The organism is Actinomadura sp. K4S16 (assembly GCF_008327685.1).
Taxonomy (GTDB): Bacteria; Actinomycetota; Actinomycetes; order Streptosporangiales; family Streptosporangiaceae; genus Spirillospora.
The window spans coordinates 147,791-169,109 of record NZ_BDDE01000014.1; the positions used below are offsets into that span (position 1 = coordinate 147,791).

Annotated in this window: 21 protein-coding genes; 11 read left to right on the forward strand and 10 right to left on the reverse strand. The window is 72.7% G+C overall.

Annotated features, from left to right (window positions below):
• Positions 1-35: 35 nt before the first annotated feature.
• A complete protein-coding gene (locus tag K4S16_RS19040; RefSeq protein ID WP_149260329.1) occupies positions 36-905 on the forward strand; it encodes a helix-turn-helix domain-containing protein in 870 nt (289 codons plus the stop codon).
• 7 nt (positions 906-912) lie between these two features.
• Positions 913-1,539 carry a DUF4232 domain-containing protein gene (locus K4S16_RS19045; protein WP_149260330.1) on the forward strand — a complete coding sequence of 209 codons (627 nt, stop codon included), beginning with the start codon at positions 913-915 and terminating at the stop codon, positions 1,537-1,539.
• 1 nt (position 1,540) lies between these two features.
• On the opposite strand, the gene K4S16_RS19050 is transcribed toward K4S16_RS19045, so the two are convergent.
• On the reverse strand, positions 1,541-2,431 hold the full coding sequence (locus tag K4S16_RS19050) for a hypothetical protein (protein WP_149260331.1): 891 nt from the start codon (positions 2,429-2,431) through the stop codon (positions 1,541-1,543).
• Between the two features lie 25 nt (positions 2,432-2,456).
• Complete coding sequence (locus K4S16_RS19055; RefSeq protein WP_149260332.1) at positions 2,457-3,962, reverse strand: hypothetical protein; 1,506 nt, start codon at positions 3,960-3,962, stop codon at positions 2,457-2,459.
• 288 nt (positions 3,963-4,250) lie between these two features.
• Between K4S16_RS19055 and K4S16_RS19060 the strand changes: the two genes are divergently transcribed.
• The gene (locus tag K4S16_RS19060) at positions 4,251-4,658 is read left to right on the forward strand and encodes an ATP-binding protein (RefSeq protein WP_235036915.1); all 408 of its coding nucleotides are present in this window, start codon (positions 4,251-4,253) and stop codon (positions 4,656-4,658) included.
• A gap of 404 nt (positions 4,659-5,062) precedes the next feature.
• Here K4S16_RS19060 and K4S16_RS19065 read toward each other — a convergent pair whose 3' ends face one another.
• Both K4S16_RS19065 and K4S16_RS19070 read right to left on the reverse strand, forming a co-directional pair.
• A complete protein-coding gene (locus K4S16_RS19065) occupies positions 5,063-6,739 on the reverse strand; it encodes an AMP-binding protein (protein ID WP_149260333.1) in 1,677 nt (558 codons plus the stop codon).
• Positions 6,740-6,836: 97 nt separating this feature from the next.
• Positions 6,837-8,405 carry an MDR family MFS transporter gene (locus K4S16_RS19070; RefSeq protein ID WP_149260334.1) on the reverse strand — a complete coding sequence of 523 codons (1,569 nt, stop codon included), beginning with the start codon at positions 8,403-8,405 and terminating at the stop codon, positions 6,837-6,839.
• Positions 8,406-8,553: 148 nt separating this feature from the next.
• Here K4S16_RS19070 and K4S16_RS19075 point away from each other — a divergent pair, with 148 nt between their 5' ends.
• A complete protein-coding gene (locus K4S16_RS19075; protein WP_149260335.1) occupies positions 8,554-9,138 on the forward strand; it encodes a TetR/AcrR family transcriptional regulator in 585 nt (194 codons plus the stop codon).
• A 10-nt stretch (positions 9,139-9,148) separates the two neighbouring features.
• On the opposite strand, the gene K4S16_RS19080 is transcribed toward K4S16_RS19075, so the two are convergent.
• Positions 9,149-10,882 carry a pyruvate dehydrogenase gene (locus K4S16_RS19080; protein ID WP_149260336.1) on the reverse strand — a complete coding sequence of 578 codons (1,734 nt, stop codon included), beginning with the start codon at positions 10,880-10,882 and terminating at the stop codon, positions 9,149-9,151.
• 179 nt (positions 10,883-11,061) lie between these two features.
• Between K4S16_RS19080 and K4S16_RS19085 the strand changes: the two genes are divergently transcribed.
• The 5 genes from K4S16_RS19085 to K4S16_RS19105 all read left to right on the forward strand — a co-directional run bounded on the left by K4S16_RS19085 (position 11,062) and on the right by K4S16_RS19105 (position 15,532).
• Positions 11,062-11,595 (forward strand): MarR family winged helix-turn-helix transcriptional regulator, encoded by a 534-nt coding sequence (locus K4S16_RS19085; RefSeq protein WP_149260337.1) that lies wholly within the window; start codon positions 11,062-11,064, stop codon positions 11,593-11,595.
• An 82-nt stretch (positions 11,596-11,677) separates the two neighbouring features.
• Positions 11,678-12,883: a homogentisate 1,2-dioxygenase gene (locus tag K4S16_RS19090; RefSeq protein WP_149260338.1), complete on the forward strand. Its 1,206-nt coding sequence runs from the start codon at positions 11,678-11,680 to the stop codon at positions 12,881-12,883.
• Positions 12,880-13,731, forward strand: a complete 852-nt coding sequence (locus K4S16_RS19095; protein ID WP_149260339.1) for a hypothetical protein — start codon at positions 12,880-12,882, stop codon at positions 13,729-13,731. The genes K4S16_RS19090 and K4S16_RS19095 overlap by 4 nt, the downstream gene beginning before the upstream one ends.
• Positions 13,728-14,894: a fumarylacetoacetase gene (fahA, locus tag K4S16_RS19100; RefSeq protein WP_149260340.1), complete on the forward strand. Its 1,167-nt coding sequence runs from the start codon at positions 13,728-13,730 to the stop codon at positions 14,892-14,894. Before K4S16_RS19095 ends, fahA begins: the two co-directional genes overlap by 4 nt.
• A 107-nt stretch (positions 14,895-15,001) precedes the next feature.
• Entirely contained in the window at positions 15,002-15,532 is a 531-nt protein-coding gene (locus K4S16_RS19105; RefSeq protein ID WP_149260341.1) for a hypothetical protein, read from the forward strand.
• A gap of 225 nt (positions 15,533-15,757) precedes the next feature.
• Here the strand turns inward: K4S16_RS19105 and K4S16_RS19110 are convergent, their stop codons facing one another.
• Both K4S16_RS19110 and K4S16_RS19115 read right to left on the reverse strand, forming a co-directional pair.
• Entirely contained in the window at positions 15,758-16,042 is a 285-nt protein-coding gene (locus K4S16_RS19110; RefSeq protein ID WP_149260342.1) for a hypothetical protein, read from the reverse strand.
• A gap of 194 nt (positions 16,043-16,236) precedes the next feature.
• Positions 16,237-17,229 carry an alpha/beta fold hydrolase gene (locus K4S16_RS19115; protein WP_200841971.1) on the reverse strand — a complete coding sequence of 331 codons (993 nt, stop codon included), beginning with the start codon at positions 17,227-17,229 and terminating at the stop codon, positions 16,237-16,239.
• Between the two features lie 122 nt (positions 17,230-17,351).
• On the opposite strand from K4S16_RS19115, the gene K4S16_RS19120 reads away from it, so the two are divergent.
• On the forward strand, positions 17,352-17,846 hold the full coding sequence (locus K4S16_RS19120) for a nuclear transport factor 2 family protein (RefSeq protein WP_149260343.1): 495 nt from the start codon (positions 17,352-17,354) through the stop codon (positions 17,844-17,846).
• Between the two features lie 27 nt (positions 17,847-17,873).
• On the opposite strand, the gene K4S16_RS19125 is transcribed toward K4S16_RS19120, so the two are convergent.
• From K4S16_RS19125 to K4S16_RS19135, 3 genes are read right to left on the reverse strand one after another with little or no spacing between them, the layout of a single operon-like run.
• Entirely contained in the window at positions 17,874-19,046 is a 1,173-nt protein-coding gene (locus tag K4S16_RS19125; protein WP_149260344.1) for an oxygenase MpaB family protein, read from the reverse strand.
• On the reverse strand, positions 19,039-20,028 hold the full coding sequence (locus K4S16_RS19130; RefSeq protein ID WP_149260345.1) for a polyprenyl synthetase family protein: 990 nt from the start codon (positions 20,026-20,028) through the stop codon (positions 19,039-19,041). Before K4S16_RS19130 ends, K4S16_RS19125 begins: the two co-directional genes overlap by 8 nt.
• Positions 20,021-20,287, reverse strand: a complete 267-nt coding sequence (locus tag K4S16_RS19135) for a polyprenyl synthetase (RefSeq protein ID WP_149260346.1) — start codon at positions 20,285-20,287, stop codon at positions 20,021-20,023. The genes K4S16_RS19130 and K4S16_RS19135 overlap by 8 nt, the downstream gene beginning before the upstream one ends.
• Positions 20,288-20,615: 328 nt before the next feature.
• Here K4S16_RS19135 and K4S16_RS19140 point away from each other — a divergent pair, with 328 nt between their 5' ends.
• Positions 20,616-21,167, forward strand: a complete 552-nt coding sequence (locus K4S16_RS19140; protein ID WP_200841972.1) for a GNAT family N-acetyltransferase — start codon at positions 20,616-20,618, stop codon at positions 21,165-21,167.
• The last annotated feature ends 152 nt before the right edge of the window (positions 21,168-21,319 follow it).

Consider the following 21,319-nt stretch of genomic DNA (forward strand, 5'->3'; position numbering starts at 1 on the left):
CTCGAGGGTGTACCGATGAACGCAAGGGCGCGCCGATGAAGAGAGCCCTCGCATCCGGCGTTCCCGCCGACCGCCCCGTGCGCATCCCGCCGCGGCTCGCCGAACGGGCCGAGTCCGCCCAGCGGGCCGAGCTGGACGAACGTCGGAGGCGGCTGCTGCGTCTCCTCCTCACCGCCCCTCAGCCAGGCCTCGGTGCTCTCGCGGTGGCGGCCGAGCGGGCCCGGTGGCCGCTGCCGGACGAGGTCACGCTGGTCGCCGTCGAGCCGGGCGCCCACCGCGTCTGGACGGCGCTGGACGAGGACGTCCTCGCCGAGGCGGAGGGGCCGGAACCGCACCTGCTCCTGCCGGGGCCGTTCACGTCCGAGCGCCGCGCCATGCTGGACGAGGCGCTCCCGGGCCGTCGGGTCGCGGTCGGCCTCGCCATGCCGCTAGCCCAGGCCCCGGACTCGCTGCGCTGGGCGCGGCGGGCTCTCGGACTCGCGCTCGACGGCGTCCTCGACGGGCCGGTGACGCTGTGCGAGGAGAACCTCGTGGCGCTGTGGCTGCTGTCCGATCCGGCGCTGGTCGAGCAGCTGACCCGGCGGCGCCTCGGCGTCCTGGACGGCATGCCCCCGGGCCGGCGGAACCGCCTGACCGAGACGCTGCGGACGTGGCTCGTCACCCGCGGCACCGCGGCCGAGATCGCCGAGCAGTTGGACATCCACCCCCAGACCGTCCGGTACCGGATGCGCAGGATCGAGCAGACCCTCGGGGACGCGCTGGCCGATCCGGAGGCCCGGTTCGGCATCGAGATCGCGCTCCGCGCCGCCCACCTCGAGTCGCGCCGTCCCGCCCCGGCCGCGTTCCGTCCCGCGGCGGGGCATCGCGCGCATCCCGACCCGCGCGGCCTGCGACCTTTGAAATGATCTGTGGGTGACCGTCACGAAGCGGACCCCCGTCCGCCTGCTCGGCGCCGCGGGCGCCGCCCTCGGGTCGCTCGCCCTCGGCGCGTGCGGCTCCGCCGCCGTCCCCGGCGCGAGGTCCGCCGGAGCGCCCGCCACGGAACCCGCCGCCGCGACGACGGCGCCTCCCGGCATGCCCTCGGCGCTGCCGCCGCGCCCGTCGCCGCCCCCGCCGGTCTGCACGGCCGAGGGGATCGCCGTCTCGATGAACGAGCCGGACGCCGCGATGGGCCTGCGCGCGGCGCGGATCGAGCTGCGCAACTGCGGCAGCCGCCCGTACCGGCTGAACGGCTACCCGTCCCTGCGCGTCCTCGACGAGCACCGGCAGCCGTTCGACGTGGCCGTCGTGCGCGGCACGCGGCAGGTCAAGGACGCCGGACCGAAGCCGCTGACGATCCGTCCGGGCCGCAAGGCCGCGTTCGTGGTCGTCTGGCGCAACACGGTCACCGAGACGACCACGGTGGCGGTGGCCGGGAAGTACCTCGAAGTCCGACCGGCGCCGGGGCGGCCCGTCGTGATCGTCCCGGCCTACGGGCCGATCGACCTCGGCAGCACGGGACGCCTGGAGGAGACCGCCTGGCGCCTCTCGACCGCCTGACTCAGCGGGGCGGCGCCCCGACCTTGCCGATGCCGAGCGTGTTCTGCGCGGGCATCAGCCCTGTCTCCAGCACCTTCACCAGGACCGGCATCGTGAGCTGCCCCAGCCGGTCGGCCTTGGCCGCGCCGAGCGTCCGCCACGGCTCGTAGGCGAGGTCGTCGGTCGTCCGCTCGACGTCGTCGCGCAGCTCGCGTCCCCGGGCGGTCGCGGCGCCGTCCGCGTCGACGAGGCCGCGGGACGCGAGGCGGTCGCGGGCGGCGGCCCACTCATCGCCGGTCCAGCCGCGGCTCGCGAACGTCTCCACGGACGCGGCCCCGACGGCGGCGAAGGACACCAGCGCCTCGACCGGGTCGAGCCCGTGGGCGAGCAGCGCGGCCACGTGCCCGTCCCCACGCTGCTCGCGCAGGACGCCGATGGCGTGCCACAGCACGAGATGCGGCTCGTCCGGCCAGGGAAGGTCGGCGTTGGCGGCGGCGATCGGGCGTCCGGCGGTGCTCGCGGCCTCGGCGGCGGCGCGGGCCAGCTCGGCGGCCTCGGCGAGGTCCGCGCCGCCGATGCCGTCGATGCCGTCGCCGAGCAGCGCCCGGTACATGCGGTCGACGGCGCGCATGCGGGCCTCCAGAACGCGGCCGGGCGGGGCAACCGCCCAGGCGGCGGGGACGTGCTCGGCCACCATGCGCGGGCTGAAGCTGTAGAAGGCGGCCGACACCGCGTGCGCACCCGCGGCACCGAGCGGTGCGGCGCGCCATGCGAAGTAGCTCGGCCAGCGGGTCCGCACGTCGTAGCCGAGCGCCTCCGCCTCGGTGAAGACCTCCGGCGAGTACCAGAACAGGGCGTGCAGGGGTTCGAGCTGGTGCCACATCCGCCGTGCGAGGCCGGGGTCGTCCGCCATCACGCGGTCCTCTCTCTCGGAGTCGTCACCCCCACTGTATCTTGACATTGACTAGATTGACATTGCCCGGCTCGGCATCGCCCCCATGGACGCCGGTCGGACGGACACCGCTCGCGTAGGCACCGCTTGGACAGGCGCCGCCCGGATTGGTACTGGTACTGGTCGGATTGACGCTGTCCTGCTCGGTGCCGCCTGGATCGACATCGCTCGGTCGGGCGCCGCCCGGCTCGCTCTCCCGGTTCCGCGCGGGGTCCGGTGTGACCGGCCATCCCCTGGGTGGCGCGCTGAGCCGGGACGGGGGCGTCCCGCCCGGCCGGGACCCGGGTACCGGCGACACGGGAAGCGACGGGGGGTGTGACCTGGTCGGCAGGACCGGCGGCACTTCGCGCGGCTCGCCGGAATCGCGGGAGGCCCACCCCCAGGACGTCCGGTCCCGAGACGCCTGGTCGCGGGAGTCCCGGGCCCGGAACGACCGGTCGCGGGGCGTCTGGTCCCGGGACGCCTGAGCGCGGGACGCCTGGCCGCGGGACGCCTGAGCGCTGGAGGCCCACTCCCGGGACGTTTGGCCGCGGGGCGTCCGGTCGCGGGGCGTCCGGTCGCCGGCCGTCTCGTGGTGGGAGGTCTGGTCCGGGGAGGTGGACGCGGTCCGGCGCTCGTGGCGGGGGAACGCCAGCAGCGCCAGCACGGCCAGCCCGACGCCCGCGGCCCGGAGCCAGAACGGTCCGGACTCGCGCGGCCACGGCTCCGCGTACAGCAGCGTGGCCGACAGCAGCAGGTGCGTCTTCGCGGTGACCGTGACGACGGTGACGATGACGGTGAGGCGGCAGCGCTGGAGGCCGATCGACAGCAGTCCGACGCCGAGCACGCCCGCGAGCAGGAACAGGTAGGGGTGCGGTGAGAGCGGCACGTCCGCCCCCCGGCCCGCGGCGAGCATCATCGCCATGCCCTCGCCGAAGACCTCCGTGGCGCCGAGCAGGACGCCCGCGCCGAGCCCGTAGGCGATGCCCGTCAGCGGCCGCGCGTGCCGGCCGCCGACCGGGCGGTCGCGGACGCTGAACATCCACAGCGGGACGGCCAGCGACGGCACGAACACCAGCGCGGCCTTCCAGAGCGGCAGCGCGGCGGCGGCCTCGCCGGCGCGGTCCGGCGCCTCCCCGCCGTGGCCCGGCAGCACCGACAGCGCCGCGGTGACCATCGCGGCGACGGTGATGAGGACGGCGAGCCACTCGCGCGTGGTGGGCCGCTCGCCGAACCCGCTCATCCCGACGGCCAGCAGCAGGACGAGCCCGAGCCCGTAGGCGGGCAGCGTCGCCGCGACGGGCAGGCTGACCAGCGCGGTGGCCGAGAGCCCGAAGCCCGCCATGAGCACCAGGAGCCCGGCGAGCCAGCGCGGGCTGCGCGCCAACCGTCCGGCGGTGTGCAGGGGGTGCCGGCCCGAGACCGGGCTCACCCGCCCCATGGCCGTCTTGAAAAGGACGTACGCGACGATGTAGACGGCCTGCGCTGCGCAGGCGAGGAAGACCGCGTGCATGGCGCACCTCCCAGGGGTGGAGCCCCAGGGTGACATGGGGAAGGTCTGCGGTGATCCTCCCTGGACGACGGAGAAGTAGCGGGTTTTGTACGCCCGGGTGAGTAGTGCCCAACGCGATGGAGATGTTTTTCATGATGTGGGGCTGGAGCGGCGACTCCTGCCGTAGGCTCCGCCACCTAAGGTCGCCCTGTCCCGGAAAGGCCAAGATCAATGCGTCCATTGCGTTGCCCGGTCACTAAGCGCAGGTGAATGATTGCTGTGCGCTTCCTAAACCGAGTTGGTGATGCAGTGACCGAGGGGATGGAACGGCTCGGTGAACCGATCGGCTTCACCGGGGAGGGCGACGGCGGCCGGCGGGCCCGCTGCGCCGTCCGCGAGCGCGCCGCGAAGGTCCTCGCGGACGAGGCGCTCCTCGACGACGTCGAGCTGATGACCGCCGAGGGCGTGGCCAACGCCATCCTGCACGGATCCGGGCTCATCAGCGTGACGATCGCGACCGACGGCAGGCGGCTCCGCGTCGAGGTGTCCGACGACGGCCCCGCCGCGGCCGACCCGAGCGAGCCGCCCCGCCTCGACCACGGCCGCGGCCTCACCGTCATCGACGCGCTCGCCGACGAGTGGGCCCTGGAGCAGTCCCCCCGCCGCACCCGCCTCTGGTTCGTAGTCGACACCCACCGCCCCGCCGCCGACATATGACCCGCCCCCGCACCTGACACCCGCCCCGCCCGCTGACGTGCCCTCCGCCCACCGGCGTGTGACTCCGCCACCGGCGTGCGATCACCCGCTGATGTGCGGCCCCGCACAACAGCGCATCGCCCGCCGCTGACGTGTGGCCCACCCACCGGCGGTTGACCCCGCCTGACGTGCGACCGCGCCCGTCGGCGTGTGCCCCCGCACTGACGTGTGCCCCGCCCCCGGGCTGGCGCCGCTGCCCTTCGGCGTGTGGCCCGCCACCGACGTGCGGACTTGCCAGTCGGCATGCGACTCCGCCCGCTGGCGTGCGACCCCGCCACTGACGTGCGTCCCCGCGCGAGACGCCGCCACTGACGTGTGAACCTGCCCGTCGGCGGGTGACTGCGACCGCCGCGGGTTGTGGCCTGTTAGGTGGGGAGGGCGCGGCGTAGGACCTTGCCGGTGGGGTTGCGGGGTAGGGCTTCCAGGAAGTGGACGTCGCGTGGGACCGCGAAGCGGGCCAGGTGGTCGCGGACGTGGGTGCGGACGGTGTCGGCGTCCAGGGTCTCGCCCTCGCGCAGGACGACGAAGGCGGCGGCGCGCTGGCCGAACTCCTCGTCCGGGACGCCGACCACCGCGACCTCCCGCACCTGCGGCAGCTTCTCCAGCACCTCCTCGATCGCGCCGGGGAAGACGTTCTCGCCGCCCGAGACGATCATGTCGTCGTCGCGGCCGTGCACGAACAGCCGGCCGCGGTCGTCGAGGTGGCCGACGTCGCCGAGGCTCATGAGGCCGTCCCGCATCTCCTTGGCGTCGCCGCTGGTGTAGCCGGCGAACAGCAGCTCGTTCGCGGCGAAGATCCGGCCCGTGGTGCCGGGCGGGACGGGGTCGCCCGCCTCGTCCAGGACCGCGACCCGCGTCCCCGGCGGCGGCGTGCCCGCAGTGTCGGGGCAGGCGCGCAGGTCGGCGGGCGTGGCGATGGTCACCCAGGACGCCTCCGTCGACCCGTACAGGTTGTAGAGGACGTCGCCGAACTCGTCCATGAAGGCCGTGGCGAGCGTCGCGGGCAGCGCGGAGCCGCTGACGGCCGCGATCCGCATCGAGGACGTGTCGTACTTGCGGCGGACGGCCTCCGGCACGTCCAGGACGCGCTGAAGCATGACCGGGACGGCGACCAGGGCGCTCGTGCGGGTGAGGTCGATCGTGCGGAGCGTCTGCTCCGGGTCGAACCGGGTCCGCAGGATGATCGTGGCGCGGAGCGAGATGGCGACCTGGAGCATCGCGTAGCCCCAGGTGTGGAACAGCGGTGCCTCGATGAACATCCGCTCGTGCACCCGGTAGGGGATGCGGGACAGGATCGACGTCAGCGGCGACAGGCCGGGACGCGAGTGCCGGTCGGCGCCCTTGGGGCGGCCGGTCGTGCCGGAGCTGAGCACGATCGTCCGGCCCGCCCTGGCCGGGGGCTCGATCGGCGCGGCGGGCGAGGTGACGATGAGGTTCTCCAGCTCCGAGGCCGTCCCGCCCGCGGTGATGACGCGCACGGTCTTCGGCACCGCCGCGATGAAGCCGGTGAACTCCGCGTCGGCGATCACGACTTCGACCTCCTGCTGCCGCAGCACGGTCACGAGCTGCTCGGTGCTCATGCCCGTGTTCAGCAGGACGAGGTCGGAGCCGCGCTTGCTGCACGCGACCAGCGCCTCCACCATGCCGCGGTGGTTGCGGCACAGGACGGCGACGCGGGGGGCGGCCGCGGCGCCGGAGTCCCCGAGGGCGGCGGCGAGCCGGTCGGTGCGGGCGTCGACCTCGCCGTAGGTCAGCTCCCCGGCGTCGTCGACGATCGCGACGGCGCCGGGGTCGCGGGCGGCGGCGGAGGCGAGCGTCCCGCCGAGCAGGGTTCCCCAGCGGTGCAGGGCGCCGAGCTGGCGGGCGACCTTCAGCGGCGGGCCGGGGCGCCACAGCCCGCTGCGGGCGAACATGCCGCCCGCCCGCGCGACCGACACCACCCGCCCGACCGGCGTCACCCGCGAGACCGGATCCTTCCGGTCGGCCGGCTCATTCTGGTCGGCCGGCGCCGTGCGGCGTCCGGACTCCGATCGTCCGCTCATCTGCCGCCTCCGGGGTACGGGGTTCGGTTACACCGACCGTACGGATGGCGGCTTTCGTCCTCTGCTGACTTGACCCAGCTCTTCGGCCGGGCTTTTGTCAGGAACCTGACAAGGCGCGGCCCTCGGCGGCGACCACGGGGACGTCCTGCTCAGCGGGTTCGGCCGGGGCCGAGAGGTCGAGGCTGTCGCGCAGGGTCACCGGCTTGAGGAACGCCGCCGCGACGATGCCGACGACCGCGATGGCCGCCGAGATCAGGAAGATGTGGCCGGTCGCGTCGCCGTAGGCGGCCCGGACGACCTCCTGGACGGGCGCGGGCAGCGCACGGACGTCGAGGGTGCCCGCGTCGCCGCCGCCCGAGCCCGGGTTCACCCCGAGCCTGCGCAGCCCGTCGGCGATCCGGTCCGCGACCTGGTTGGCGAGGACCGCGCCGAGCACCGAGACGCCGACCGTCCCGCCGAGGGAGCGGAAGAACGTGACCGTCCCGCTCGCGGCGCCGATCTCGTGCAGGTGCACCGAGTTCTGCACGACGAGGACGAGGTTCTGCATCGTCATGCCGACCCCGGCGCCGACCAGGAACATCGCGGCGCCGATGAAGACGAGCGAGGTCTGGTGGTCGATTGTGGCCAGCAGGCCGAACCCGGCGGTCAGCACGAGCGTCCCGACGAGGATGTAGGGCTTGACCTTGCCGGTCCTGCTGGCGAGGCGCCCGGCCACGGTGGACGCGCCGAACACGCCGAGCATCATCGGGAACGTCAGCAGGCCCGCCTTGGTCGGGCTGTAGCCGCGCCCGATCTGGAAGTACTGGCCGAGGAAGACGGCGCCGCCGAACATCGCCATGCCGACGGCGAGGCTGGCGGTGATCGCGAGCGCGGTGTTGCGGCGCGCCACGATGTCCAGCGGGACGATCGGCTCCGCCGCGCGGGACTCGACCCGCATCGCGACCGCGAGCAGCACGACGCCGGAGCCCGCCATCGCGCCCGTCTGCCACGACAGCCAGGCGAAGTTCTCGCCGACGAAGGTGACCCAGATCAGCAGCACGCTGACCCCGGCGGCGACGAGCGTCGCGCCCAGGTAGTCGATCTTCACGTCCGGGCGCCGGACGACCGGGAGCCGCAGGGTCTTCTGCAGCAGCCCGAACGCCACGACCGCGAACGGCACGCCGATGAAGAAGCACCAGCGCCAGCCGAGCGCGGAGTCGACGATGAGCCCGCCGAGCAGCGGCCCGCCGACCGTGGCGACGGCCATCACGCCGCCGAGGTAGCCGTAGTAGCGGCCGCGGTCCCGGGGGCTGATCATCGCCGCCATGATGATCTGGACGAGGATCTGCAGCGCGCCGACGCCGAGGCCCTGCACCGCGCGGAACGCGATGAGCTGCCCGGTGCTCTGCGCGAACCCGGAGGCGACCGACGCGAGGATGAAGATGGTGACGCCCGCCTGGAGCAGCACCTTCTTGTCGTAGAGGTCGGCCAGCTTGCCCCAGATCGGGGTGCTGGCGGTCGAGACCAGCAGCGTCGCGGTGACGACCCAGGTGTACTGCGACTGGCTGCCCTTGAGCGCGCCGATGATCTGCGGCAGCGCGGTGGACACGACGGTGCTGCTCAGCATCGCCACGAACAGCACCAGCAGCAGGCCGCTGAGCGCTTCGAGGATCTGGCGGTGCGACATCGGGGCCGATCTCGCTGGGACCTGCTCGGTCAAGGAACGCCTCCGGGTGAAGTGGGAACGAGGGGGTCAACCCTCGGCCCGGGCACTTTATTCCCACTGGGCAAATTTACGCGCTGGGCATCTTTTTGCCCGATAGGCTGGGGCGACCATGGAGACCACCGGCGGGCTGCGCGAGCGCAAGAAGGAGGCGACGCGCCGCGCCCTGCACGAGGCCGCGGTGCGCCTCGCCGTCGAGCACGGCCTCGACGAGGTCACCGTCGAGGCCATCGCCGACGCGGCGGGCGTCTCCCGGCGCACCTTCTCCAACTACTTCGCCGGCAAGGAGGACGCCCTCCTCTACGGCGACGAGCAGCGGATGCGCGCCATCCTGGAGACCTTCGCGTCCCGCCCTCCGGACGAGTCGTCCTGGACGGCGCTGCGGACCTCGATGAACGCCCTGTACGCGGACGCCGGCGAGCTCGACCCCCGCTGGGCCGCGCAGACGCGCCTCGCCCGCAAGCACCCGTCCGTCCTCGGCCGGCAGCTCGCCCACTACGCCGAGTTCGAACGCTCCCTGGCCGACCTGATCGCGTCCCGCGACGGCCTGCCCCCGCTGCGCGCCCGCGTCATGGCCGGCGCGTTCATGACCACGCTGCGCATCGCGGCCCAGACCTGGATCGAGGAGCAGTCCGTCCGCTCCCTCGCCGAGGTCGCGGGCGAGACCCTCACCGAGATGGGCCGCGAGTTCCGCTGAGCCCCGCCCGTCAGGGGCGGGGGATGTTGCGCAGGTTGCTGCGCGCCAGGTCGAGCATCCTGCCGACGCCGCCGGTGAGGACGGTCTTGCCGGCCGACAGCGCGAAGCCCTTCACCTGCTGCGGCGTGATGTGCGGCGGGATGGACAGGGCGTTCGGGTCGGTGACGACGTCCACCAGGTAGGGGCCGGGCGCGGCGAGCGCGTGCTCCATCACGGTGCGGACGTCGGACGGGCGCTCCACCCGCGCCGACTCGATGCCGGCCGCCTCGGCGATAGCGGCGTAGTCGACGGGCTCGTGGTCGGTCTCGTAGGACGGCAGGCCGTCCACCATCATCTCCAGCTTCACCATGCCGAGCGACGCGTTGTCGAACAGGATGATCTTCACAGGGACGCGGTGCAGCTTCACCGTGAGCAGCTCGCCGAGCAGCATGCCGAGGCCGCCGTCGCCGGAGATGGAGACGACCTGGCGTCCGGGCGCGCCGAACTGGGCGCCGATGGCGTGCGGGAGCGCGTTGGCCATGGAGCCGTGCACGAACGAGCCCATCACGCGCCGCCGCCCGTTGGGGGTGATGTAGCGGGCGGCCCAGACATTGCACATCCCGGTGTCCACGGTGAAGATCGCGTCGTCGTCGGCGAGGTCGTCCAGGACACCGGCCACGTATTCGGGATGGATCGGGATGTGCCGGTCGATGTCGCGCGTGTAGGCGGAGACGACGTTCTCCAGCGCCCGTGCGTGCCGGTGCAGCATCTCGTCCAGGTAGGACTGGTCGCGCTTCTGCTCGACCTTGTCCAGGACGAGCCGGATCGTCTCCCCGACGTCCCCGTGGACCGCGAGGTCGAGCGGGGTGCGGCGCCCCGGCTTGGACGGGTCGTCGTCCACCTGGATCGTGTTCTTTCCCGGCAGGAACGGGTCGTACGGGAAGTCGGTGCCGAGCAGGAGGACGAGGTCGGCCTCCTGCATCGCCTCGTAGCAGGCGCCGTAGCCGAGCAGGCCGCTCATGCCCACGTCGAACGGGTTGTCGTACTGGATCCACTCCTTGCCGCGCAGCGCGTGGCCGACCGGGGAGAGCAGCCGGTGCGCCAGCTCGATCACCTCGGCGTGCGCGTCCCGGACGCCCGAGCCGCAGAACAGCATCACCTTCCGCGCCCGGTTCAGCGCGCCGGCGAGCTGCTCCACCTGGTCGGACGGCGGCCGGACGACCCCCTTGCGGACGAGGAAGTCGTGCTCGCCGGTGGGTGCGGCCGTGTCGCGGCCCGCGACGTCCCCGGGCAGCGTCAGCACGGAGACGCCGCCGAGCCCGATCGCGTGCTGGATCGCCGTCCGCAGGATGCGCGGCATCTGCTCCGGGGTGACGATCGGCTCGCAGAAATGGCTGCAGTCGACGAACAGCCGCTCGGGGTGCGTCTCCTGGAAGTACCCGCTGCCGATCTGCACGCTGGGGATCTGCGACGCCAGCGCGAGCACCGGTGCGCCCGACCGGTGCGCGTCGTAGAGGCCCTGGATGAGGTGGGTGTTGCCGGGACCGCAGCTGCCCGCGCACACGGCGAGCCGTCCCGTCGTCTGCGCCTCGGCCGCCGCCGCGAAAGCGCCCGCCTCCTCGTTGCGGACGTGCACCCAGTCGATGCCGCGCGTCCGCCGCACGGCGTCCACGACCGGGTTGAGGCTGTCGCCCACCACCCCGTAGACCCGCCGGACACCGGCCTGCCGCAGCACCTCGATGAACTGGTCGGCGACGGTCGCCATGCGCCTCTCCCCCCGCTGAGTCCGCGCTACGTCTCCCCCGCTCTGCAATGCCCGATGGCTCCCCGCCGACACCGGACCCGTCCAACACCGGGACGATCCACACGGCACCACGGCTGACACCCGCGCCCCACAGGGGTTAAATAGTCAATCTGTAAACTAGTTCGACGGGACGGCGGCGGATGAGCGCGGATGACGCGGCGGAGCTGGACTTCTGGTCGTTCGTCGAGCTCGCGGGGCGGCGGCTCTCGGAGGAGTTCGGGTTCCGGCACCGGCTGGCGACGCGGCTGCTGCTGACGCTGAACCGCGCCTCGGCGATCGTCACCTACGACCTGGAGTCCACGGTGCACCGGCCGCGCGGCCACTCCTGGTCGGCGTTCCGGCTGCTGTTCGTGACCTGGCTCGCCGGGCCGCTGGAGCCCGGCCGGGCCGCCACGCTGGCCGGGATGAGCAGGGCCGCGGTGTCCAACCTGAGCAAGACGCTCGTCGCGGACGGGATGCTGGCGCGCACCCCGGGCGAGCGGGACGGCCGGTCGGTGATCCTGTCGCTGACCGAGCGGGGCGAGCGGGCCATGCTGGAGATCTTCGCCGGGCAGAACGAGCGCGAGCGGCAGTGGGCGGACGTCCTGACCGAGACCGAGCAGCGGATGCTCATCATGCTGCTGGACAAGCTCATCGCGGGCCGGGGGTCGTTCGACGTCCGCGAGCGGAGCTGATTAGGGCCTTCCCCTCGGAGGGAGAACAGCCTTAGGGTCGACGGAAAGTAGTTAATGCGTTAATCATCGGAGGCGATGGAGCATGGCCCACTACCGCCGGGTCGGCCACGTGCCGCCGAAACGCCACACCCAGCACCGCCACAGCGGCGAAGGGAGCGGCGAGGAGCGGCTGTACTTCGAGGAGCTGATGGGCGAGGAGGGCTTCTCCTCCGACTCGTCCCTGCTGTACCACCGGGAGATCCCGTCCGCGATCGTCGACTCACGGGCCTGGGACGTCCCCGACCAGACCACGACGCCCAACCATCCGCTCCGCCCCCGCCACCTCAAGCTGCACGAGCTGTTCCCCAAGGAGGCGTGGTCCGAGACCGACGTCGTCACCGGCCGTCGGGTCATCCTCGGCAACGGCGACGTCCGGCTGTCCTACGTCGTGGCCGCCGCCGACTCGCCGCTGTACCGCAACTCGACCGGCGACGAGATCGTGTACATCGAGTCCGGCACCGCCACCGTCGAGACGATCTTCGGGACGGTGCGGGCGGAGCAGGGCGACTACGTCGTCATCCCGACCTCGACCACGCACCGGTGGCTGCCGACCGGCGACCAGCCGCTGCGCGCGTACGCGATCGAGGCCACCGGCCATGTCGCGCCGCCCAAGCGCTACCTGTCGCGCTATGGGCAGTTCCTGGAGAGCGCCCCGTACTGCGAGCGCGACCTGCACGGCCCCGGCGAGCCCCTCCAGGCCGAGGGCACCGACGTCGACGTCCTGGTCAAGCACCGGACCTCGCGCGGCATCACCGGCACCCGCCTGACCTACGCGCGCCACCCGTTCGACGTCGTCGGCTGGGACGGCTGCCTGTACCCCTTCACGTTCAGCGTGCACGACTTCGAGCCGATCACCGGCCGCGTCCACCAGCCGCCGCCCGTCCACCAGGTGTTCGAGGGCCACAACTTCGTGGTCTGCAACTTCGTGCCGCGCAAGGTGGACTACCACCCCCTGTCGATCCCGGTGCCCTACTACCACTCCAACGTCGACTCCGACGAGATCATGTTCTACTGCGGCGGCGACTACGAGGCGCGCAAGGGCTCCGGCATCGGGCAGGGCTCGGTGTCGGTGCACCCGGGCGGCCTCGCGCACGGCCCGCAGCCCGGCGCGTACGAGCGCAGCATCGGCGTCGAGTTCTTCGACGAGCTGGCCGTCATGGTCGACACCTTCCGCCCGCTCGAACTCGGCGAGGGCGGCCTGGCCTGCGAGGACGAGGCGTACGCCTGGACGTGGGCGGGGCGGCGATGAGCAGCCCGTCCGCGATCCCGTCGTTCGCGGCCGGCCTGTGCGACGACGCGGCCGTCTTCCCGCCGGGGCTCGCGCCGCTCAGCGACGCCGTCCCGGCGCACCGCGGCCACCTGGCCGCCCCGTACGCCGGCCTCGTCGGTCCGCTCGTGCTGCCCGCCACCGCGCTCGACGCGCTGTACCCGCTGCTCGACGGCGAGCCGCTCGATGTGTCGATCACCGCGCCGAGCGGCCCGTGCGAGGCCGCCAAGGCGGTGGGCGTCGCCGCCGACCTGGCCGTCGACCTGCGCGGGCTGGAGGTCGCCGTCCCGCCCGGGATGGGCCCGGAGGAGTTCTTCCGCGTGCTCGGCCGCCCGGAGGTGCCCGTGTACGTCGAGATCCCGCGCGACGAGCGGCGCCCCGCGTTCATCGAGGCCGTCGCCGCGCGCGGCGACCGCGCGAAGTTCCGCACCGGCGGTGTGAAGGCCCACCTGTACCCGAGCCCGGACGAGCTGGCCGCCGCGGTCACCGCGGTCGTGGACGCGGGCGTCCCGTTCAAGGCGACGGCGGGGCTGCACCATCCCGTCCGCAACACCGACCCGGAGACCGGGTTCCACCAGCACGGCTTCCTGAACCTGCTGCTCGCGACCGACGCCGCCCTGGACGGCCGCCCGGCAGCGGACCTCGCCGCCATCCTGGCCGACCGCGACGCCCCGGCGGTCGCCGCCCGCGTGGCCGGGCTCGGCGCGGCGCGCACGGCGGCGGTCCGCGCCCGCTTCCTGTCCTTCGGGACGTGCAGCATCACCGACCCCCTGACCGAACTCGCGGACCTCGGGCTGCTCGGGTCCGCACTCCTGGAGACGACCCGATGACCCGCATCGCGATCCCCGAGGACTCCCCCTTCGGGCTCGCCAACCTCCCGTACGGCGTGTTCTCGACCCCGGGCACGGCGCCCCGCGTGGGCGTCCGCGTGGCCGACTCCGTCGTGGACCTCGCCGCCGGCCTCGGCGACGACGTCTTCGCCGCGCCGTCGCTGAACCCGTTCATGGCGCAGGGCCACGCGCGCTGGGTCGAGGTCCGCGAGCGGGTCCTCGACCTGGTGTCGGAGGACGTCCCGGACGATGCCGTCCACCCCCTCGACGCGGTGACGCTCCACATGCCGTTCGAGGTCGCCGACTACGTGGACTTCTACGCCTCCGAGCACCACGCCTCCAACCTCGGCCGGCTGTTCCGCCCCGACTCCGAGCCGCTCATGCCGAACTGGAAGCACCTGCCGGTCGGGTACCACGGCCGCGCCGGGACGGTCGTCCCGTCCGGGACGGACATCGTGCGGCCGAGCGGGCAGCGCAAGGGCGAGTCCGCGCCCACCTTCGGGGAGAGCCGCCGCCTGGACATCGAGGCCGAGGTCGGCTTCGTGGTCGGCACCGGCTCGGCGCTGGGCGAGCCGGTGAGCGCGGACGACTTCGACGAGCGCGTGTTCGGCGTCGTCCTGGTCAACGACTGGTCGGCCCGCGACATCCAGGCGTGGGAGTACGTCCCGCTCGGCCCGTTCCTGGGGAAGAGCTTCGCGACCTCGGTGTCCCACTGGGTCGTCCCGCTCCTGGCCCTGGAGGCGGCCCGCGTCGCCACGCCGCCGCAGGACCCCGAGCCGCTCCCCTACCTGCGCGAGAAGAACCCGTGGGGCCTGGACCTCGACCTCGCCGTCTCCTGGAACGGGCAGGTCGTCTCCCGTCCGCCCTACCGGGAGATGTACTGGTCGCCCGCCCAGATGCTCGCGCACATGACGGTGAACGGCGCCTCGTCCCGCACCGGCGACCTGTTCGCCTCCGGGACGGTCTCGGGCCCGGCCAAGGACCAGCGCGGCGCGTTCATCGAGCTCACCTGGGGCGGCAAGGAGCCCGTGACGGTCAACGGCGGGCCGCGCACCTTCCTCGAGGACGGCGACGAGGTCTCGATCACGGCCACGGCCCCCGGGCCCTCCGGCACCCGCATCGGCTTCGGAGACGTGACGGGCCGCATCCTCCCCGCCCGCTGACCTGCCCGCCGCCCGCCCCCGCGTGTGGCGGGCGGTGAGGGGGGCGCCATGAACCGGGCCGCGTCCCCGTGCGTCCGATCGGCGGATCGGTTACCGGAAGGACGCGCATGACCGCCCTCATCGTCTTCGTTCTCCTCACGGCGGTCGTGCTGTTCGTCCTCGGATGCATGGACCAGCGGACCCTCTACTGGAAGAACCGCGCCTGGCAGTACCGGAACCCGGAGGCCGTCGAGCCGTCCGGCGCCGCGTTCGCGGCCGCCCGCGCCGGATCGTTCGCGGGCGCCGTCGCGCTGCTCATCACCGCGGGCGTCCTGTACGGCGCCGACAACGCGCGGACCTACTCCACCGCGCAGGTCGACTCGGTCGCCTCCGCCGCCGCCTCCCGGCTGGACGAGGGCCCGTCCTCGGGGCTCGGCTCGTCGGTCGGCACCACGTCCGACGTCTACGACGCCGTCAACGACGCCGGGCACGGCAACGTGCACATCCGTTCGGCGGGCGGCGACAAGTACGAGCTGACGAATCGCAAGGGCAAGAACCCCGTGTGCCTTACCGTCACGGTCGACAACGCACTGGACCTGGGCGGGGGCGAACCCTGGAGCCACTCGGTCTCCACGTCCGTCCACGACGGCCCCTGCTGACTCATGACCCGTGGAAACACGGGCCTTTGAAAGCGCCGCCTCTGAAAGCACGGCCTTGAAACACGCCACCGCCCGCGGAGTACCATTCCGCGGGCGGTGGCGTGTTTCCGGAGAAATGGTCCGCGGATGCCGGATAAACGGCCCCGCCAAGACACGCCAATGTGTCGTCAGCGTACCCGGCCGATTACCGAAAGCATGTGCGGACGGTTTGGGGGCACCCGATGGTCAGGCGCTCGCGCGCTCGCCGAAGAGCGCCTTGACGAACCTGAAGAGCATGAGCACCGGCAGGACGAACGCGTAGAAGAACATGAAGTACTCGCCGCCGTCGAAGATGAACCCCAGGTACACGGAGTAGCCGAGGAACCCCAAGCCGAACGCGAGGTTGAGCAGCCTTTCGCCGACGGTCTGGCCGCCCCCGATGGCCGCCATCGCGAGCATGGCGATGCCGGACACCAGCAGGAACACCACGTACCAGGAGAACGCGGCGTCGGCCCCGAAGTCGATATTCATGACATCCCTCTGAATGTGCGTGACAAAGTCGGATGATCATAGCGGGGCGCCGCCGGGGCGGTGCATCCTTATTTCTGGCCTGGATAGGCCACCGCCGGTTCCCGCGGGCGGCTCCCTCGGCATTTCACGGACAGTTCCCGAACGGATGCGGGATCAGGTGTCCGCAAACGCGGCGTAAGGACCTGCCGGCGTGACTACACGGGAAGGTCGGCGAGGAAGGCGAGGATCGCCTTGTTGACCTCGTCGGGCGCTTCCATCTGCACGAAGTGGCCTGCGCCTTCGATGATGTGGACGTCCCGGAGGCCCGGAACGTGCGCCTCCAGCTGCTTCAGCGCGTCGGATCCCATCATCTGGAGGACGGGGTCGCGCTCGCCCGTGAGGAACATCGTGGGGACGGTGACGGGCTCGTCCGGACGGCTCTGCTTCTCGTTCCAGACGTGGTCGTAGGCCCGGTACCAGTTGAGGCCGCCTGTGAAGCCCGTCCGGCGGAACTCGGCGGCGTAGTAGGCGAACTCGTCCTGGGACAGCCACGGCCAGGGCAGCGGCGGGGCTTCAGGGAGCACATCGAGGTACCCGTTGCCTTCGCTCGGGTGCTGCCAGATGTCGAGGTACCGGTAGCCGCCGCTGAGCGCCCAGAAGACGTTCGCCAGGAAGCGCTCCGGCTCGGCCCCCAGTTCCTCGTCCGCAGGCCCCTCCTCCTGGAAGTAGTGCACATGGACGAAGTGCCGTTCGGCCATCCGCGCGTAGAGCTCGGTGGGCGGGCGCTTCGAGACGGGCATGCGCGGAACGCTGAGCTGGATCAGCGCCTTGACCCGTCCCGGGGCCCACTGGGGCAGGTCCCAGACGAGAGCGGCGCCGAAGTCGTGGCCCGCGAAGACGGCCTCGCCGATGTCCAGGGCGTCCAGGACCCCGACGAGATCCGCGACGGTGTGCCGCCGGTCGTAGTCCCGCGGCGAGGGCGGGCGGCCGCTGCGCCCGTATCCGCGCATGTCGAGGGCGATGGCGCGGTATCCCGCCGCGGCCAGCGCCGGGAGCTGCCGCCGCCAGCTGTACCAGAGGCCCGGGAAGCCGTGGCACATCACCACCGGGACGCCGGCGCCCTGCTCGACCACGTGAAGAGGCACGTCGCCCGCGTCCAGCATGTGGTGGCGGACGTCCATGCGGCCGCCGTCCTCGCCGAGGCTCATACCGGCACCTCCCTCCGGTACGACGATCCTGAGGCGTCCCGGGCGGCGGGGCGGCCCGGTCTCCCGTTCAGCGGGACTCCGGTTGGACGGGCCGTCCGCCCACCGGCGAAGGTCGAGCCACCATGACGCAGCCACCGAGCCCCGACCTCGCCGCGCGCGTCGCCCGGCTGGAGGCCATCGAGGAGATCAAGGCCCTCAAGCACCGCTACCTGCGGGCCTGCGACGCCAAGGACCCGGAGGGCTTCCGCGCCTGCTTCGTCGCCTCGGGCGCCTCGCTCGACTACGGGCGGCTCGGCGCGTTCGACGACGCGGACGGCATGGTCAGGGTCTTCGAGTCGATCGCGCTGCGGAAGGTCGACGGCAGGAACGCGATCCTCGACATGCACCATGCGATGCACCCCGACATCACCGTGCACGACGAGACGCACGCGTCGGGGCGCTGGACGCTCAAGTTCCGCCAGGTGAACCTGGAGAACGGCACCGAGTCGGTGAGCACCGGCGAGTACGACGACGAGTACGTGGTCGAGGACGGCCGCTGGAAGATCGCGAAAAGCCACTTCCACCGCCAGTGGGGGATCACCCGCCCGCTCGACGCCGCGTGCCGCGTCGACCAGTGAGCGGGCGGGCGCGCCCCTGCCGGGTCGTCAGACCGCGTGGACGGGCGGGGGCGGGGTCCAGCGCGCCTTGCCCGCGGGCAGCCCGAAGTCGGACCTGAGCTCCTCGGGAATGGCGTAGTGCATCACGCGGCCCCGCGTCAGTGAGGACAGCTCCAGCAGGCTGACCAGGCGGCCGAGCCGGTCGGAGATCTGCTCGGCCCAGGGGCCGCGGTCCTCGAACCACTCCAGGGCCCCCAGCAGCGCGGGCGCGAGCCCGATGACCTGGTCGAACCGCGTGCGGGGGACCTCCAGCCAGTCGGCCGCGGTGTCGCCGACGAGGTAGCGGATGAGGGCGGGCACGACCGGGTCCAGCAGCGTCCCGGGCACGACCTGCTCGTACATCTCGATCAGCTGCCGGGTGAGATGCGCCCCCTCGGGCGAGGGGCCCATGTGGCGCAGCATGTACCGGTCGGAGAACTCCCTCGCCGCCTCCAGGTCCGGAGGGATGGCGTCGGGCTCGATGCCCAGGATGACGCCCACGACGCGCCAGGCGTAGTAGTAGGCCTCCGCGCCTTCGGCGGTGATGTGGATGCCCATGCGGTGCAGGGCGTCCAGCACCTGGATGCTGAACATCATCAGCGCGCCGAGCATGTCCTCCTGGCAGATCGGGACGGGCTCGGGCCAGCGCCCCTCCTGCTTGAGGTGGCGGCGGATGGAGGCGTGCAGCAGCCGGACCTTCTGCGCCGCCGGGAGGAACCGGCCGCCCGCCTGGAAGGCGTCGGGTCGCATGAGGTAGACGGTGAACTGCCCGGTCTCGGCCATGCGGCGCGAGGGGTAGGCCAGCGAATGGGTCGCCGACAGCAGCCTGGCCCCGTTCGGGATGACGTAGCAGGCGGGCATCGCCGCGAACGACAGGGCGGTGGAGATGTGGACGTCGTTGTCGATGAAGAACTGCCGGGCCTGCTCCATGACCGCCCAGTCGACCCAGTCCGGCGGGGTGGAGGTCGCCTCCAGGTAGGTGCGCGCCGCGTCGGGAAGGCCGTCCGGCAGCTCCTGGCCGGAGGTGGTGAACCAGCGCATGAGGGTGTTGAACCTGCCCACGTCGCCGGCGCTGAACAGGGCCTCCACGGTCGCGTCGGCGAGCGGGTCGCCGGCCAGCCGCAGAGCGTCCATGTACTCGTCGGTGTATTCGGCCTTGTGGTGGGCGCTGCGGTCAGTCATCGGAGGTCACCTCGCAGATCAGTCGGGTCAGGGCGTCGGCGGCCTCCGGGGGCGGCCGGGTGCCGGCAAGGGCCGCTCGCGCGGCGTCCGCGCGTTCGTCGATCATCTGCCGGACGCGGTGCGGTGCCTTGCAGCGCAGCATGATCTCCCGGATCTCCGCCGCGCCGTCCGGAGTGAGCGGCCCTTCCTGCAGGTCACGCAGGCGCCGGCGATCGAGCTCGCAGGCCCCGGCCAGGGTCAGCGCCAGCAGGGCGGTGGGCTTGCGGCCGGCCAGGTCGTCCAGGAGCGATTTGCCGGTCCGGGCCGGGTCGCCGAACACGCCCCGCAGGTCGTCGCGCAGTTGGAACGCCTCTCCGAGCGGACGGGCGTAGGCGGCCAGCGCGTCCAGCGTCGCCGCGGTCGCGCCGCCCAGCATCGCGCCGATCTGCAGGGGCCGCTCGACGGTGTAGGAGCCGGTCTTGAACCGCACGATCGTCAGCGACCGGCCCACGTCGGGCTCGGCCCCGGTCCGCAGGAGCTCCAGGCACTCGCCCGCCACCAGTTCCCGGCCCATCGCCGTCCACAGCGGCAGGACCCGTCCCAGGAAGGACCGGGGCAGGCCCGAGGCGTGGAACATCTGCCCGGCCCACACCACCAGCAGGTCGCCTACCATGATGGCGAGGGCCTCGCCGAGCCGCTCCTGAGCGCTCGGCCCGCCGCGCCGCAGCGGGCTGCAATCGATGACGTCGTCATGGACGATCGCGGCGGCGTGCACCAGTTCCAGCGCCGCCGCCGCGCGGACCACAGCGTCGGTGTCAGGCTGGCCCGCGGCACGCCAGCCCCAGTAGCAGAACGCCGGGCGGACGCGCTTGCCCCCGGTCACCGAGAGCCGCAACTGGTCGGCGACCGGCGACAGTTCGGGGTCCAGGGCCAGTAACTCGGAGATCTCGCCATCGACGAACTCCTCCAGCGCCCGGTCGACCCGGGCCCGAAGGTCAGCCATCCCCGGACCGCTCGGCAGTGTCTCCACCCCGCGCGGCGACCCGGCGGGCCAGGATCTCCATGTGCGCCTGCGGGGCGGCGCCGCCGCGCCGCAACGCCAGTTCGCCGCGTGCCCGGAGCTCCTGGCGGACCTCGCCGAGACCGGGCAGCCACTTGGTCAGGTCCCGCATCCCCGTCAGGACCACGTCGGCGACCCCTGCCGCGAGGCAGAGGACCTCGTCCCGTGATCCGGCTCTTCCGGCATCCCGCTCCATCGTCACCTTCCGCTCCCTCGATGTCACAGCAAGTGATAGCAGGAGAGGGGCCGACATCCGCTGAAACGGGCCGTTAGAACCACCTCGCGGCCGCTCAACGCGAAACTCACCGTTGATGGTGTTGCCTGACGCCGCTTCCGTACGGCAGACCATCGGGCCGCCGGGCCGGGCGGGTCGGCCGCACCGGTACCGATCGGCCGTCCGGCCTCGTGCGACTCGGCGGCGCCCCCGGCCACCCGGCTGCGGAAGGACGGCGGCACAGCCCGCGGCGGAGCGGCGACAGTGGCCACGGCGGGGGGGCGGCAGATCGGCGGCACGGATAGAGTCGCAGCTGATGAGCAGCATGGACCCGGTGAGCAGCATGGAACCGATCTTCCGGACGGCCTCGGCGGAGGACGTCCCGGCACTCGTGGCGCTCGTGGAGAGCGCCTACCGCGGCGACTCCAGCCGCGCAGGGTGGACCACCGAGGCCGACATCCTCGACGGCCAGCGCACCGACCCGGACGCCGTCGCGGCCGTGGTGGGCGACCCGACATCGGTGATGCTGGTGGCCGAGGTGGGGGGCGCCCTCACCGCCTGCTGCCAACTGGAGGACCGCGGCGGGCACGCCTACTTCGGCATGTTCGCCGTCAGCCCGTCCCAGCAGGGCGGCGGGCTCGGCCGCCGGGTCCTCACCGAGGCCGAGCGGCTGGCGCGCGAGCGGTGGGGCGCGGCCGAGATGCACATGACGGTGATCAGCGTGCGCGAGGATCTGATCGCCTGGTACGTCAGGCGCGGCTACGTCCGGACCGGCAAGACGAGCCCGTTCCCGTACGGCGATGAGCGCTTCGGCCTCCCCAAGCGCGACGACCTGGAGTTCGAACTCCTGGTGAAGAAGCTCCGCTGACACCTGGCGGCGGGACCGCGTCCCGCCGCCAGTCGCCTCCCGGGCATGGCGTTCGAGCCGGTCAACCGCGTGCGCCAGGCCCGGCGCGGCTTGGACCCGCCAGCGCGAGCAACCAGCCCTCTGGCGGCGGCACCGCGGCCTGCCACGCGGGC